Below are 13,413 nucleotides of genomic sequence, written 5' to 3'. Positions count from 1 at the left end.
AATGCTGCAATGCGAAATCGCTGGAGGACTTCTTGGACGCATCCCCGATCCATGACATTTTCGTCATCGGTGGCGGCATCAATGGTTGCGGCATTGCCCGCGATGCCGTTGGCCGCGGCTTTTCGGTTTTCCTTGCCGAGATGAGCGATCTGGCCAGCGGAACTTCCTCCGGCTCGACCAAATTGATCCATGGCGGCTTGCGCTACCTCGAATTCTACGAGTTTCGTCTCGTCCGTGAAGCGCTGATGGAACGCGAGGTTCTGTGGAAGAACGCGCCGCACATCATCTGGCCGATGCGCTTCGTGCTGCCTTACGCCGAGGGCCTGCGTCCGGCCTGGCTGATCCGGCTCGGCCTTTTCCTCTATGACCACATTGGCGGCCGCAAATTGCTGCCGTCGACCAGAACGCTGGACATGGCAAAAGACCCGGCCGGCAAGCCGTTGAAGCCGCTGTTCAGAAAGGCCTTCGAATATTCCGATGGCTGGGTCAACGATGCGCGGCTGGTGGCGTTGAACGCCCGCGACGCCGCCGATCGTGGCGCGACGATCCGAACCCGAACGAAAGTGGTTGACGCGCGCCGCGAGGGTGACCTGTGGGCGATCAGGCTGGAAAACGTGCAGACGGGGGAGGCCGAGGAGGTCAAGGCCCGGCTGCTGGTCAACGCCGCCGGTCCGTGGGTCGACCATGTCCTGTCCGCCACGGTCGGCCTGAACGACGTGCACAATGTCCGCCTCGTCCAGGGCAGCCACATCGTCATCGGCAAAAAGTTCGACGACCCTCGCGCCTATTTCTTCCAGAACAAGGACGGGCGCATCATTTTCGCCATCCCCTACGAGGATGAGTTCACGCTGATCGGCACCACCGACCAGGACTATCTTGGCGACCCCCATGAGGTGAAGATCAGCGATAGCGAGATCGACTATCTCTGCGCGGCGGCCAGCGAATATTTCGCACAAGCCGTCAAGCGCTCGGACATAGTCTGGACCTATTCCGCCGTGCGCCCGCTCTATGACGACGGCGCTTCCAAGGCGCAGGAAGCGACCCGCGACTATGTGCTGAAGGCCGACGGCGGCGAGGGCGCCGCCCCGATTGTCAACGCCTTTGGCGGCAAGATCACCACCTATCGCCGGCTGTCGGAATCGATGCTGGAAAAGATCGAGGGTTTTCTCGGCAAGCGCGGCAAGCCCTGGACGGCAAACGCGCCGCTGCCGGGCGGTGATTTTCCGGCCACCGGTTTCGACGCCGAAGTGGCGAAGCTGAAAACCGCCTATCCGTTCCTCGACGCGCGCCTGGCCCGCCGGCTGACCCGGCTCTACGGCACCCGCGCAAGGATGCTGTTGGGCCTCGCCAAGTCGAATGCCGATCTTGGCCGGAATTTTGGCGCCGATCTTTTCGAGGCCGAAGTGCGCTATCTCGTTCAAAACGAATGGGCTGTCACCGCCGAAGATGTATTGTGGCGCCGGACCAAGCGTGGCCTGCATCTCAGCCGCGAACAGGCGGCATCTCTCGACGAATTCATGCGTGGAATAAGCCGGCGCCATGTCGCGGCTGCCGAATAGGGGTGGGCGACTGATGCAGAAAGCCTGGGAGGAGGCATCATGCTGGAACTAAGAAACGTGACGAAGACGGTCGGCGCGGCGGAGCATATCCGCGACGTGTCGCTGACGCTTCAGCACGGCTCGCTCAATGTTCTCTTGGGACCGACGCTTTCCGGCAAGACCAGCCTGATGCGGCTGATGGCCGGCCTCGACGTGCCGAGCTCGGGCTCAATCTGGTTCGATGGCCAGGATGTCACCGGCATGCCGGTACAGAAGCGCAAGGTCGCCATGGTCTACCAGCAGTTCATCAACTATCCGGCGATGACCGTCTACGAGAACATCGCCTCGCCGTTGCGCGTGGCCGGCACCGATCAGGCAAAGATCGACAAGGAGGTGCGCAATGCAGCGGCACTGCTCAAGCTGACGCCCTATCTCGACCGCACGCCGCTCAGCCTGTCGGGTGGCCAGCAGCAGCGCACCGCGCTGGCGCGCGCCATCGTCAAGAACGCCAGCCTGGTGTTGCTCGACGAGCCGCTCGCCAATCTCGACTACAAGTTGCGCGAGGAACTGCGCGCCGAACTGCCGAAGATCTTCGCGGCGGCCGGCACCATCTTCGTCTATGCCACGACCGAGCCGCACGAAGCGTTGCTGCTCGGCGGCAACACTGCGACGCTTTCTGAAGGACGCATCACCCAGTTCGGTCCGACCATCGAAGTGTTCCGCAAGCCAGTCGACCTGGTGACCGCGGAAACCTTTGCCGATCCGCCGCTCAACACCATCGTGCTCGCCAAGAGGGGCGGGGGTTTCCTGCTCGAGGGTGGCTTGAACCTGCCGGTGCCGGCCGAGCTCTCCGGCATTGCCGATGCCAACTATACGATCGGCTTTCAGCCGCACCATCTGTCTCTCGAGCGGCCCAACGCCGCCGCCGTGCCGGTGCGCGCAAAGGTCACGATCACCGAGATCACCGGGTCGGAGAGCTTCGTCCATCTCGATTTCGCCGACGCGCGCTGGGTCATGCTGACCCACGGCATCCGCAGTTTCGAACCGGACGAGGAGGTCGAGGTGTTCATCGACCCGCGCCACATCATGGTTTTCGACGAGCACGGCCGCGCCATGACCGCGCCGAAGCTGGCCGCGTAGGAGCAAGAGATGGCGCGCATCGACGTCAACCACATCCGCCATTCCTACCTGCCGAACCCGCAGAAGGATGCCGATTTTGCGCTGAAGGAAGTGCACCACACTTTCGAGGACGGCGGCGCCTATGCGTTGCTCGGCCCGTCCGGCTGCGGCAAGACCACGCTGCTCAACATCATTTCGGGATTGCTGCACCCCTCGCATGGCCAGCTGCTGTTCAACGGCACGGACGTGACCAAATTGTCGACGCAGGAGCGCAACATCGCGCAGGTGTTCCAGTTCCCCGTCATCTACGACACCATGACCGTCTACGACAATCTGGCCTTCCCGCTGCGCAACCGTGGCGTGCCGGAGGCCGATGTCGACCGCAAGGTGCGCGAGACGCTGGAGATGATCGATCTCGCCTCCTGGGCGAAGAAGAAAGCACGCGGGTTGACCGCCGACCAGAAGCAGAAGATCTCGCTCGGCCGCGGGCTGGTGCGCTCGGATGTCAACGCCATCCTTTTCGACGAGCCGCTGACCGTCATCGATCCGCATATGAAGTGGGTGCTGCGCTCGCAGTTGAAGCAGCTTCACCGCCGCTTCGGCTACACCATGGTCTATGTCACGCACGACCAGACCGAGGCGCTGACCTTCGCCGAGCAGGTCGTCGTCATGTACGATGGCGGTATCGTCCAGATCGGCACGCCGGCCGAACTGTTCGAACGGCCGCGCCACACCTTCGTCGGCTATTTCATCGGCTCGCCGGGCATGAATGTCATGCCGGTGGCGATCGACGGCAAGATGGCGAAACTGGGCTCGCAGCGCATCGAACTGCCGGGCGCGCCGAAGGCAGGCAGCGGCGCCATCGAGCTTGGAATCCGTCCCGAATATGTGCGGTTGGGCAGCCAAGGAATGGCTGTCTCGATCAGCAAGGTCGAGGATCTCGGCCGCCACAAGGTGGTCCGCGCCAATCTCGAAGGCCGCGAGATCGCTGCCGTCATCGGCGAAGACGAGACCGTTCCTGCCGATCCGAAAGTGCGGTTCGATCCGGCCGGCATCAACATCTATGCCGATTCCTGGCGCGTCGAGATGGGGGCATAGATGGAAAAGACCTGGAACAACAAGGCTTGGTTCATGGTGCTGCCGGTGCTCCTGCTGGTGGCGTTCTCAGCGGTGATCCCGCTGATGACGGTGGTCAACTATTCGGTACAGGACACGTTCGGAAACAACGTCTTCTTCTGGAATGGCTCCGACTGGTACACCGAAATCCTGGAATCGGAACGTTTCTGGCTGTCGATGGTCCGCAACCTGATCTTCTCCGCGATCATCCTCGTCATCGAGATTCCGCTCGGCATCTTCATCGCTCTCAACATGCCCAAGAAAGGCTGGGGCGTGCCGGTCTGCCTGGTGCTGATGGCCCTGCCGCTGCTGATCCCGTGGAATGTCGTCGGCACGATCTGGCAGGTGTTCGGCCGCATCGACATCGGCCTGCTCGGCTACACGCTGTCGGCGCTCGGCTTCGACTACAACTACGTCAACGACCCGACCGACGCCTGGGTGACGGTCATCATGATGGACGTCTGGCACTGGACGAGCCTCGTCGTTCTGCTCTGCTACGCCGGCCTCGTCTCCATACCGGATGCTTATTATCAGGCCGCGAAGATCGATGGCGCGTCGCGCTGGGCGATCTTCCGCTATATCCAACTGCCGAAGATGAACCGCGTGCTTCTGATTGCCGTGCTTCTGCGTTTCATGGACTCATTCATGATCTACACCGAGCCCTTCGTCGTCACCGGCGGCGGTCCCGGCAATTCGACGACGTTCCTGTCGATCGACCTGGTCAAGATTGCCATCGGCCAGTTCGACCTCGGGCCGGCAGCCGCCATGTCGATCATCTACTTCCTGATCGTCCTGCTGCTGTCATGGGTGTTCTACACCGTCATGACCAACATCGATGCGGAGCGCTGAGATGAGCGGCGCCAACGAAAGAACGACGAGGCAGGACCGGGTGAGCGGGCCGACGGTTTCGGACGGGCTCGCCAGCACCTTGTCGCAGGACCAGGTCGCCCGGCTGATGCGCCGGCGCGGCGAAGAATCCCGGTTTTGGTGGCTGGTGCCGACGATCTACATCATCGTTCTGATGCTGCCGATCTACTGGCTGGTCAATATGAGCTTCAAGACCAATCAGGAGATCCTCGGCGCCTTTTCGCTATGGCCGAAGCAGCCGACCATCGCCAACTACATGGTGATCTTCACCGATCCGTCCTGGTACAAGGGCTACATCAATTCGATCATCTATGTCGTCATGAACATGGTGATCTCGGTCTCTGTGGCGCTGCCTGCGGCATATGCCTTCTCGCGCTACCGGTTCCTCGGCGACAAGCACCTCTTCTTCTGGCTGCTGACCAACCGCATGGCGCCGCCGGCGGTGTTCGCGCTGCCGTTCTTCCAGCTCTATTCGGCCTTCGGCCTGATCGACACGCATATCGCGGTGGCGCTGGCGCACTGCCTGTTCAATGTGCCGCTGGCGGTGTGGATCCTCGAAGGTTTCATGTCCGGCGTGCCGAAGGAGATCGACGAGACGGCCTATATCGACGGCTATTCCTTCCCGCGCTTCTTCCTGAAGATATTCATGCCGCTGATCGCCAGCGGCATCGGGGTGGCCTGCTTCTTCTGCTTCATGTTTTCGTGGGTCGAACTGCTGATCGCGCGCACCTTGACCACGACCGCCGCCAAGCCGATCGCGGCGATCATGACGCGAACGGTCTCGGCCTCGGGCCTCGACTGGGGCGTGCTCGCCGCCGCCGGTGTGCTCACCATCTTGCCAGGCGCGCTCGTGATCTGGTTCGTCCGCAACTACATCGCCAGGGGCTTTGCCCTGGGGAGGGTATGACCATGAACCTCACCTGGATGGCATGGACGCTGCCGACGGCGCTGTTTTTCATCACGATCCTGGCGCTGCTGTGCGGCATGGCGGTCTGGGAATACGCCTCGCCGGGCGGCAATCCGCGCGTCGGCATCCTGCGCTTCGAGACGACGCGCGGCGACCGCCTCTTTGTTTCGCTGCTCGGCAGCGCCTTTATCCATCTCGCTTGGCTGGGTCTTGTCGGACCCAACCTGTGGTGGGCTCTCGCTCTCTCCGTAGTCTACGCCGTCGGCGTGTTCCGCTACGTATAGAGGGGGAAACTGTTGGAGCGGCCGCGTGCCGACGGCCGCTCCAGATCGCACTTGAAACCTGAAAGTGGAGGAAACGAAATGCGAAGGCAATTTTTAACATCAACGACTGCGCTTGTCCTGCTCTGGGGAGCAGGCCAGGCCTATGCCGGAATGGACGAAGCCAAAACCTTCCTCGATACCGAAATCAAGGATCTGTCGACGCTCGATCGCGGCGCCCAGGAAGCCGAGATGCAATGGTTCATCGATGCCGCGAAGCCTTTCGCCGGCATGGACATCAAGGTGGTCTCCGAGACCATCGATACGCATAGCTATGAGTCTAAGGTTTTGGCGCCCGCGTTCACCGCGATCACCGGCATCAAGATCACGCACGACCTGATCGGCGAAGGCGACGTCGTCGAGAAGCTGCAGACCCAGATGCAGTCGGGCGAAAACATCTACGACGCCTACGTCAACGACTCCGACCTGATCGGCACGCACTGGCGCTACCAGCAGGCGCGCAGCCTGACCAAGTGGATGGCGAATGAGGGCAAGGATGTCACCAACCCCAACCTCGACCTCGCCGACTTCATCGGCACCAAGTTCACGACCGCTCCGGACGGCGACCTCTACCAGCTGCCCGACCAGCAGTTCGCGAACCTCTACTGGTTCCGCTACGACTGGTTCAACGACGAGAAGAACAAGGCCGATTTCAAGGCCAAGTACGGCTACGACCTCGGCGTTCCGGTCAACTGGTCGGCCTATGAGGATATCGCCGAGTTCTTCACCGGCCGCGAGATCGACGGCAAGAAGGTCTATGGCCACATGGACTACGGCAAGAAGGACCCGTCGCTCGGTTGGCGGTTTACTGATGCCTGGCTGTCCATGGCCGGCAATGGCGACAAGGGCCTGCCGAACGGTCTTCCGGTCGACGAATGGGGCATCAAGGTCAACGAGAAGTCACAGCCTGTCGGCTCGTGCGTCGCGCGCGGCGGCGACACCAACGGCCCGGCTTCCGTGTATTCGATCCAGAAGTACCTGGATTGGCTGAAGGCCTATGCGCCGCCGGAAGCCCAGGGCATGACGTTCGGCGAATCCGGCCCCGTCCCGTCGCAGGGCACGGTCGCGCAGCAGATGTTCACCTACACCGCCTTCACCGCCTCCTTCGTCAAGGACGGTCTGCCGGTCGTGAACGCGGACGGCACCCCGAAATGGCGCTTTGCTCCGTCGCCGCATGGCGTCTACTGGAAGGATGGCATGAAGCTTGGCTACCAGGACGTCGGTTCCTGGACGCTGCTGAAGTCCACGCCCGACGATCGCGCCAAGGCTGCCTGGCTTTATGCGCAGTTCGTCGTGTCGAAGACGGTCGACGTGAAGAAGAGCCATGTCGGCTTGACGCTCATCCGCGAGTCGACGATCCAGGACAAGAGCTTCACGGAACGCGCTCCGAAGCTCGGCGGCTTGATCGAGTTCTACCGCTCGCCGGCCCGCGTCCAGTGGTCGCCGACCGGCACCAACGTGCCTGATTATCCGAAGCTGGCACAGCTCTGGTGGCAGGCGATCGGCGATGCGTCGTCGGGTGCCAAGACGGCGCAGGAGGCGATGGACTCGCTTTGCGCCGAGCAGGAGAAGGTCATGGAACGCCTGGAAAAGGCAGGCATCCAGGGCGATATCGGCCCGAAGATGGCCGAAGAGCATGACCTCGCCTACTGGAACGCCGACGCGGTCAAGAACGGCCATCTCGCTCCTCAGCTCAAGATCGAGAACGAGAAGGAAAAGCCGGTCACCATCAACTACGACGAACTGGTGAAAAGCTGGCAGAAGTAAGTTTCTGCAACTACAGTTTGCCGGGGCATTGTGCCCCGGCAAACGCTACGGAGCGAACGTTTGATCTTCTCGCTTTTTCGGCGCGCCGCACCTTGGACTCCAGCCACCATCCGTGAGAATGGGCAGCTGCTTTTCACCCCGGAATTCACCCACGAACTGGCCACGCTGCGCCTTTCAGACAATGGATATCACAGCGAAATCGAGGCCAGGACGAAGCTCGCTTCGAATCAATTGGGCCTGATCTTGCAGAATCCGGAGTTGCGGCTGGGTTATGAACTTGTTCCAGAAATCATAGCGGAATACGCGTTGAGAAAGATCTCTACTCCAAAGGACTTTGAATACGTGCTTAGCGACCGGCACGGCCGACCTCACTCTTTCAAAGTCGCCCAACACCCAGCGTTTCAAACGGTCCATGATAATCTCGCGCACGACCTGCTGCCGGCTTCCGCAGTGCGAGCCATTGCGGAAGGCTCCAGCTATGCAGCCGCAGTATCCAGAGCGCTGAATGCGGGCGAGAAGTTGGAAAACCTGGCTGTCTGCGTTGCACCCATTGGGTTGCACCTTCATCAAGGCAGGCTTGAAATCACATAGGATTGCCGAACTTGACCAGATACATCCTAGCCATCGATCAGGGCACGACATCGAGCAGGGCGATCCTGTTCGACGACAGGATGAAGGTTGCAGGCACAGGCCAGCAGGAATTCACCCAGCATTATCCGGCCTCCGGCTGGGTCGAGCACGACCCGGAGGAGATCTGGTCGAGCGTCGTGACCACGGTGAAGGCGGCACTGAAGAATGCCGGCAGCGCCGCATCGGATGTGGCGGCCATTGGCATCACCAACCAGCGCGAAACCGTCGTGATCTGGGACAGGGCGACCGGCAAGCCGATCCACAATGCCATCGTCTGGCAGGATCGCCGCACCGCGCCGCTGTGCCAGAAACTGAAGAAGCAAGGCCTGGAAAAAAAGTTCACCCGCAAGACTGGCCTGCTGCTCGATCCCTATTTCTCCGGCACCAAGATCGCCTGGATTCTCGACAGAGTGAAGGGCGCCAGAAAACGCGCCGAGAAGGGTGAGTTGCTGGCCGGGACCATCGACAGCTTTCTGATCTGGCGGCTGACCGGTGGCAAGGTTCACGCCACCGACGCCACCAATGCCTCGCGCACGCTGGTCTACAACATTGAGCACAATGTCTGGGACGACGAGTTGCTGGCCATCCTCAACATACCGGCAAGAATGCTGCCGCAGGTGAAGGACTGCGCCGACGACTATGGCGTGACGGAGAAAAGCCTGTTCGGCGCCGAGATCAGGATTCTTGGCGTCGCCGGCGACCAGCATGCGGCGACCATCGGCCAGGCCTGTTTCGAGCCGGGCATGATGAAATCCACCTATGGCACAGGCTGCTTCGCGCTGCTGAACACCGGCAGCGATCTGGTGCGCTCGAAGAACCGGCTTTTGACGACCATCGCCTACAGGCTGAACGGCAAGACCACTTACGCGCTCGAAGGCTCGATCTTCATCGCCGGCGCGGCGGTGCAGTGGCTGCGCGACGGCATCAAGGTGATCGGCAAGGCCGAGCAGAGCGGCGTGCTGGCGGCAACCGCCGACCCGACGCAAAACGTCTACCTGGTGCCGGCTTTCGTCGGGCTTGGCGCGCCGCACTGGGATGCCGAGGCACGCGGCGCCATCTTCGGCCTGACCCGCAATTCGGGGCCGGCGGAATTTGCCCGCGCCGCTCTAGAATCCGTCGCCTACCAGACCCGCGACCTGCTCGACGCCATGCGCAAGGACTGGAAGGGCGCCTCCGCAAAAACCGTGCTCAGGGTCGATGGCGGCATGGTGGCCTCGGACTGGACGATGCAGCGGCTGGCCGACATCCTCGATGCGCCGGTCGATCGTCCGACCATTCTCGAGACGACAGCACTTGGCGCGGCATGGCTGGCCGGTTCCAAGGCGGGCGTCTGGCCGAAGGCCAAGGAGTTCGCCAAGACCTGGGCGCTCGACCGGAGGTTCAAGCCGGATATGGACGCTTCGACGCGTTCCGCCAAACTGGAGGGTTGGCGCGATGCTGTGCGCAGAACCTTGAGCACGTTGTAGGTTCGGCGCACAGAATGAAGCCCGCGCCGTCGCCGGCACGGGCTCCATCAGCCTCCCTTACTTTACCCGGTCCGAACCGTGTCAGTACGGCGAATAGCACTGCTGACGCGGGCCGTTGTAAGGCTGGAACGTATTGTCATACGCCCTGTAGGATCTGTAGCGGTCGTAGCACCACTGAACATGGTCGTCGCCACCACGATAGACACGGTTCTGGTTGTTGATGATCGCGCCGGTGATCAGCGCACCAGTGGCGAAGGCAGCCAGCGGGAACCAATAGTCGCCATGACGGCGATAGCCACGATGGTAGTCGCGATAACCGCGATGGCCGTTCCAATAAGCTCCACCGTTGTTGCCGGAAAAATTGCGATTAACTCTGAAATCGCGATTGCCGGAATTACGATTGCGATTGAAATTGCGACGATTCCCCTGGTTCGGTATCCATTGCAAGTCGCCGTTGCGGGCTTCCACATTCAGCACATCGGACGAGACTGACGGGGCTTGCGGCATGAATGTCTGGGCTGCCTCGGTCGGCACGATCGCCGCGGCAGCGAACGAGACTGACAGTGCGGTCGCCAGCAAACCCGTTGCGATCCTGTTCATGGTCTTCTCCTTGAAGGGTTGGTTGATGTCCCTTGTGGCGAGAAAACGGGCAGGCGGACCAATTGTTCCGGGGTAAATCGCAAGTTACTGATTTGTAATGTTTCTCTCGTCACGCCCGTGGATCAAGAGAGCCAGTATTCGGCATCTCGGTGAAGGCTGCTCCGTCTTAGTCGAAGCGTCGCGGCGCTGTGGATAGCCCGGCTTGCGAGCCATCTTTTTCCGGTTGACCGCTCGCGGCACTCTCCCTATGTTCCGCGCAATTTCGAGGGCTGCCTTTTCGCACCCGCGGGAGCGCGTAGCTCAGCCGGTAGAGCAACTGACTTTTAATCAGTAGGTCTCGGGTTCGAACCCCGACGCGCTCACCAGAAACACAATAAAATTCAATAGCTTAGATATAAAACCCACTTACCCATTTGGCGGGTTCCGAAGGGTTCTTGGCAATGACTTTCGATGCAATAGCGCTCCAGCAAGCGCACTCGCCGTAGTTCGGGCAATTGCAATGACAGTGCTGTTCGTCGTAGCCATTCCGACCGCTTGATTTCAGAGGAGACGCAGCATGGACCGATTCACCGGTGGTTGCCTGTGCGGCGATGTCCGAATTGTGGCGTCGGGTACCCCATACCGGGTCGGCATTTGTCACTGTCTCGATTGCCGCAAGCATCATGGGGCCCTTTTTTACGCTTCGGCGGTGTTCCCTCAGGACGCGGTGACGATCGACGGCGAGACACGCGATTACCTCGGGCGATTTTTCTGTCCCCGTTGCGGTTCGTCCGTTTTCGCACGTAGCGCAGACGAAATTGAAGTCCACCTGGGATCCCTGGATGGCCCTGACCAACTGGTGCCAACCTACGAAAGCTGGACCGTCCGTCGCGAATCCTGGTTGCCGCCGTTTCCGCTCACGAGACGATACGAGCGCGGTCGTGACGCCCCGGGTCGCTTTGAGGAGTAAGTAGCTCGAACGGTGCGAAGGCGCCGTTGCGAGGTGACTGAGTTGCCTTGGCCAAGATCTCGAACCGGATGCTCGAGGACAGCGCCTTCAATCACTCCGGAAGACCGGCCTTGCGAAAGCCGGCAACGAAATGCTCTAGCGTCGCGGCGTCGCGGAATGGCTCGGTCGTCGCCCAATGGCGGGTTGTGAAATGCGGGTTGCCGACGAGGAACAATTCGGCCTCCGCGCGCGCCTCGTCGAGGCGGCCCAATTGGGCAAGGCTTGCCGCCAGGAAACGGCGTGAGCTTGTACGATAGGTCTCGTCCCTGCGCAGTGTCTCGACGGCGGCTTCGTATTCGCGCGCCGCATATTGCGCCTGGCCGAGTGTCAGATAGTACCAACTTGCCGGAAACGGGTTCAGCCGGAACGCCTTGCGAATATGCTCGAGACCCTCCTCGACCCGCCCGGCCAAGACCGCGATGTCGGACAATGCCGCCCAGGTGTCGGCCTCGTTCGGGTCGAGCTCAATCGCCTTGGCGAATTCCGCATCCGCCTCGGCGAAGCTGCGCTCATACGCAAGCAGGTAGGCCAGAATCCAGCGACAGCCGGCGTCATTGGGATCGATCGCCACGGCTTTGCGCGCCAGGTCAAGGGCAACCCTGCGGTCCGCTTCAGTTGGTCCGCCCCAATGCACCCATCCCATCCAGTGGTTCATGGCAAGCCAGCGATAGGGCTCGGCGTAATCAGGATCGAGCGAAACCGCGCGCGTCAGCATCAGATGCGCTTCCTGCGCCATCTGCGGCGAATCGTCGATCAGCTTCCGAGCCCGCACGCAGAGATCGTAAGCCTCGAGATTTTTGGGCCGGTTGCGTGGCGGCGGTGCGCGCAGCCGGCCGAGCAACGCCTCGACGATCTTGGCCGTCACCTCGTCCTGAACGGCAAATATGTCTTCCAGGCTGCGATCGTACCGTTCCGCCCATAGATGATCGCCACTCACCGCATCGACCAGCTGTGCGTTGATGCGCACGCGCCCCGCGGCGCGTCGTGCGCTACCCTCCAACAAGTAGCGCACCCCAAGATCCTGTGCGATTTCGCGCACGTCCGTCGCCTTTCCTTTGTAAGCAAAGGCCGAGTTGCGTGCGATGACGAACAGGCCGGAGATCCTCGACAGGTCGGTGATCAGGTCTTCGGTCAACCCATCCGCGAAGGATTCCTGTTCGGGATCGTTGCTGAGATTGACGAAGGGCAGCACGGCTATCGATGGTTTGTCGGGCAGCGGCAAGGGTTTTCGCTTCGCGGCGCCGAGCTCTTCGATGGCCCCCGTGAAGCGGTAGCCGACTCGCGGAACCGTTGATATCCATTCACCGCCGTCGGCGGGCGGGCCAAGCAGCTTGCGCAGCTGCGCGATCTGGACGGTCAGGTTGCCTTCCTCGACGGCCGTGCCCGGCCACGCCGCGTCCATCAACTCAGCCTTGGCCAGGATTTCGCCGGGCCGTCCGACGAGCGCCGCAAGCAGCTTCAGCCCGCGGTAGCCAACGGCAACGGGGACATCGTTCCGCAGGAGCGTTCCCGCACCGGGATCAAGAACGAACGGACCAAAGGCAAAGCGCGATCCCTGCATACGGCGCATCTATAGAGCAATTCCAGGAAAAGTGTGAAACGGTTTTCCGTCCGGAATTGCATCAAAACAAAGAGTTAGAGCAGTCTGCCGATTCTGTGAACCGGTGAACTGCCATAGCCCGTTTGGAAGTTTTGAGAACTATTTGGGAGGGCTTAATTACGACGCCGTTCATATCCTGCAGAGTTCAACCTCTTTCAGGTCGAGGGCCTCTTGCCCTCAAACCACATGGAGGTTGCCATGACCAATACTCTTGCGTCGGCCCCGCATCGGGCAGCGCGGCCGGAAACCGTAGGGCCGGCGTCGCGTCGGCACCTGGCCACCCTGCGAAGCATTATCGCGACCTGGCGCGAGGGAACCTGGCGCGAGCGGATACGCTTTCGCTGGCAACTCAGGCAAATGTCGAAGGACAATCCCCATTTGATCGACGATATCGGTCTGACCAGACGGCAGGTCGAGGCAGAGATCATCAAGCGCTTCTGGCAAGCATAAGGCGGATGCTGCAAATGACACTGGATCGCGGCGCGTGAGCAGCAG

General features: G+C 61.2%; 13 protein-coding genes and 1 tRNA gene. 12 read left to right on the top strand and 2 right to left on the bottom strand.

Annotated elements, in window-relative coordinates:
• Positions 1–32 precede the first annotated feature (32 nt).
• The 9 genes from glpD (at position 33) to glpK (ending at position 9,730) form a co-directional block, all read left to right on the top strand.
• Positions 33–1,559 carry a glycerol-3-phosphate dehydrogenase gene (gene glpD, locus LHFGNBLO_RS24215; protein ID WP_258601833.1) on the top strand — a complete coding sequence of 509 codons (1,527 nt, stop codon included), beginning with the start codon at positions 33–35 and terminating at the stop codon, positions 1,557–1,559.
• 39 nt (positions 1,560–1,598) lie between these two features.
• Positions 1,599–2,678 carry an ABC transporter ATP-binding protein gene (locus LHFGNBLO_RS24210; RefSeq protein ID WP_258601832.1) on the top strand — a complete coding sequence of 360 codons (1,080 nt, stop codon included), beginning with the start codon at positions 1,599–1,601 and terminating at the stop codon, positions 2,676–2,678.
• A gap of 9 nt (positions 2,679–2,687) precedes the next feature.
• Complete coding sequence (locus LHFGNBLO_RS24205; protein WP_258601831.1) at positions 2,688–3,755, top strand: ABC transporter ATP-binding protein; 1,068 nt, start codon at positions 2,688–2,690, stop codon at positions 3,753–3,755.
• Positions 3,756–4,622: a carbohydrate ABC transporter permease gene (locus LHFGNBLO_RS24200; protein WP_258601830.1), complete on the top strand. Its 867-nt coding sequence runs from the start codon at positions 3,756–3,758 to the stop codon at positions 4,620–4,622.
• A 1-nt stretch (position 4,623) separates the two neighbouring features.
• Positions 4,624–5,547: a carbohydrate ABC transporter permease gene (locus LHFGNBLO_RS24195; RefSeq protein ID WP_258601829.1), complete on the top strand. Its 924-nt coding sequence runs from the start codon at positions 4,624–4,626 to the stop codon at positions 5,545–5,547.
• Between the two features lie 2 nt (positions 5,548–5,549).
• Positions 5,550–5,831: a DUF2160 domain-containing protein gene (locus LHFGNBLO_RS24190; RefSeq protein WP_258601828.1), complete on the top strand. Its 282-nt coding sequence runs from the start codon at positions 5,550–5,552 to the stop codon at positions 5,829–5,831.
• A gap of 78 nt (positions 5,832–5,909) precedes the next feature.
• Positions 5,910–7,634: an ABC transporter substrate-binding protein gene (locus LHFGNBLO_RS24185; RefSeq protein WP_258601827.1), complete on the top strand. Its 1,725-nt coding sequence runs from the start codon at positions 5,910–5,912 to the stop codon at positions 7,632–7,634.
• A gap of 60 nt (positions 7,635–7,694) precedes the next feature.
• Positions 7,695–8,225, top strand: coding sequence for a hypothetical protein (locus tag LHFGNBLO_RS24180; protein ID WP_258601826.1), 531 nt, complete (start codon positions 7,695–7,697; stop codon positions 8,223–8,225).
• Positions 8,226–8,236: 11 nt separating this feature from the next.
• A complete protein-coding gene (glpK, locus tag LHFGNBLO_RS24175; protein ID WP_258601825.1) occupies positions 8,237–9,730 on the top strand; it encodes a glycerol kinase GlpK in 1,494 nt (497 codons plus the stop codon).
• A gap of 81 nt (positions 9,731–9,811) precedes the next feature.
• On the opposite strand, the gene LHFGNBLO_RS24170 is transcribed toward glpK, so the two are convergent.
• Complete coding sequence (locus tag LHFGNBLO_RS24170) at positions 9,812–10,330, bottom strand: BA14K family protein (RefSeq protein ID WP_258601824.1); 519 nt, start codon at positions 10,328–10,330, stop codon at positions 9,812–9,814.
• Between the two features lie 289 nt (positions 10,331–10,619).
• Between LHFGNBLO_RS24170 and LHFGNBLO_RS24165 the strand changes: the two genes are divergently transcribed.
• Positions 10,620–10,695 (top strand) — tRNA-Lys (locus tag LHFGNBLO_RS24165).
• 191 nt (positions 10,696–10,886) lie between these two features.
• The gene (locus LHFGNBLO_RS24160; protein WP_258601823.1) at positions 10,887–11,279 is read left to right on the top strand and encodes a GFA family protein; all 393 of its coding nucleotides are present in this window, start codon (positions 10,887–10,889) and stop codon (positions 11,277–11,279) included.
• Between the two features lie 91 nt (positions 11,280–11,370).
• On the opposite strand, the gene LHFGNBLO_RS24155 is transcribed toward LHFGNBLO_RS24160, so the two are convergent.
• Positions 11,371–12,888 carry a winged helix-turn-helix domain-containing tetratricopeptide repeat protein gene (locus tag LHFGNBLO_RS24155; RefSeq protein ID WP_258601822.1) on the bottom strand — a complete coding sequence of 506 codons (1,518 nt, stop codon included), beginning with the start codon at positions 12,886–12,888 and terminating at the stop codon, positions 11,371–11,373.
• Between the two features lie 228 nt (positions 12,889–13,116).
• Here LHFGNBLO_RS24155 and LHFGNBLO_RS24150 point away from each other — a divergent pair, with 228 nt between their 5' ends.
• Entirely contained in the window at positions 13,117–13,368 is a 252-nt protein-coding gene (locus LHFGNBLO_RS24150; RefSeq protein WP_258601821.1) for a DUF1127 domain-containing protein, read from the top strand.
• The last annotated feature ends 45 nt before the right edge of the window (positions 13,369–13,413 follow it).

This window comes from Mesorhizobium sp. AR10 (genome assembly GCF_024746795.1).
Lineage (GTDB): Bacteria > Pseudomonadota > Alphaproteobacteria > Rhizobiales > Rhizobiaceae > Mesorhizobium.
This window is presented reverse-complemented; position numbering and strand designations above follow the sequence as displayed.

Bases quoted from the DNA above. Each gene is read 5' to 3' on its own strand.
- LHFGNBLO_RS24210 (WP_258601832.1), top strand. From the start codon at position 1,599: ATGCTGGAACTAAGAAACGTGACGAAGACGGTCGGCGCGGCGGAGCAT.
- LHFGNBLO_RS24205 (WP_258601831.1), top strand. From the start codon at position 2,688: ATGGCGCGCATCGACGTCAACCACATCCGCCATTCCTACCTGCCGAAC.
- LHFGNBLO_RS24200 (WP_258601830.1), top strand. From the start codon at position 3,756: ATGGAAAAGACCTGGAACAACAAGGCTTGGTTCATGGTGCTGCCGGTG.
- LHFGNBLO_RS24195 (WP_258601829.1), top strand. From the start codon at position 4,624: ATGAGCGGCGCCAACGAAAGAACGACGAGGCAGGACCGGGTGAGCGGG.
- LHFGNBLO_RS24190 (WP_258601828.1), top strand. From the start codon at position 5,550: ATGAACCTCACCTGGATGGCATGGACGCTGCCGACGGCGCTGTTTTTC.
- LHFGNBLO_RS24185 (WP_258601827.1), top strand. From the start codon at position 5,910: ATGCGAAGGCAATTTTTAACATCAACGACTGCGCTTGTCCTGCTCTGG.
- LHFGNBLO_RS24170 (WP_258601824.1), bottom strand. From the start codon at position 10,330: ATGAACAGGATCGCAACGGGTTTGCTGGCGACCGCACTGTCAGTCTCG.
- LHFGNBLO_RS24160 (WP_258601823.1), top strand. From the start codon at position 10,887: ATGGACCGATTCACCGGTGGTTGCCTGTGCGGCGATGTCCGAATTGTG.
- LHFGNBLO_RS24155 (WP_258601822.1), bottom strand. From the start codon at position 12,888: ATGCGCCGTATGCAGGGATCGCGCTTTGCCTTTGGTCCGTTCGTTCTT.
- LHFGNBLO_RS24150 (WP_258601821.1), top strand. From the start codon at position 13,117: ATGACCAATACTCTTGCGTCGGCCCCGCATCGGGCAGCGCGGCCGGAA.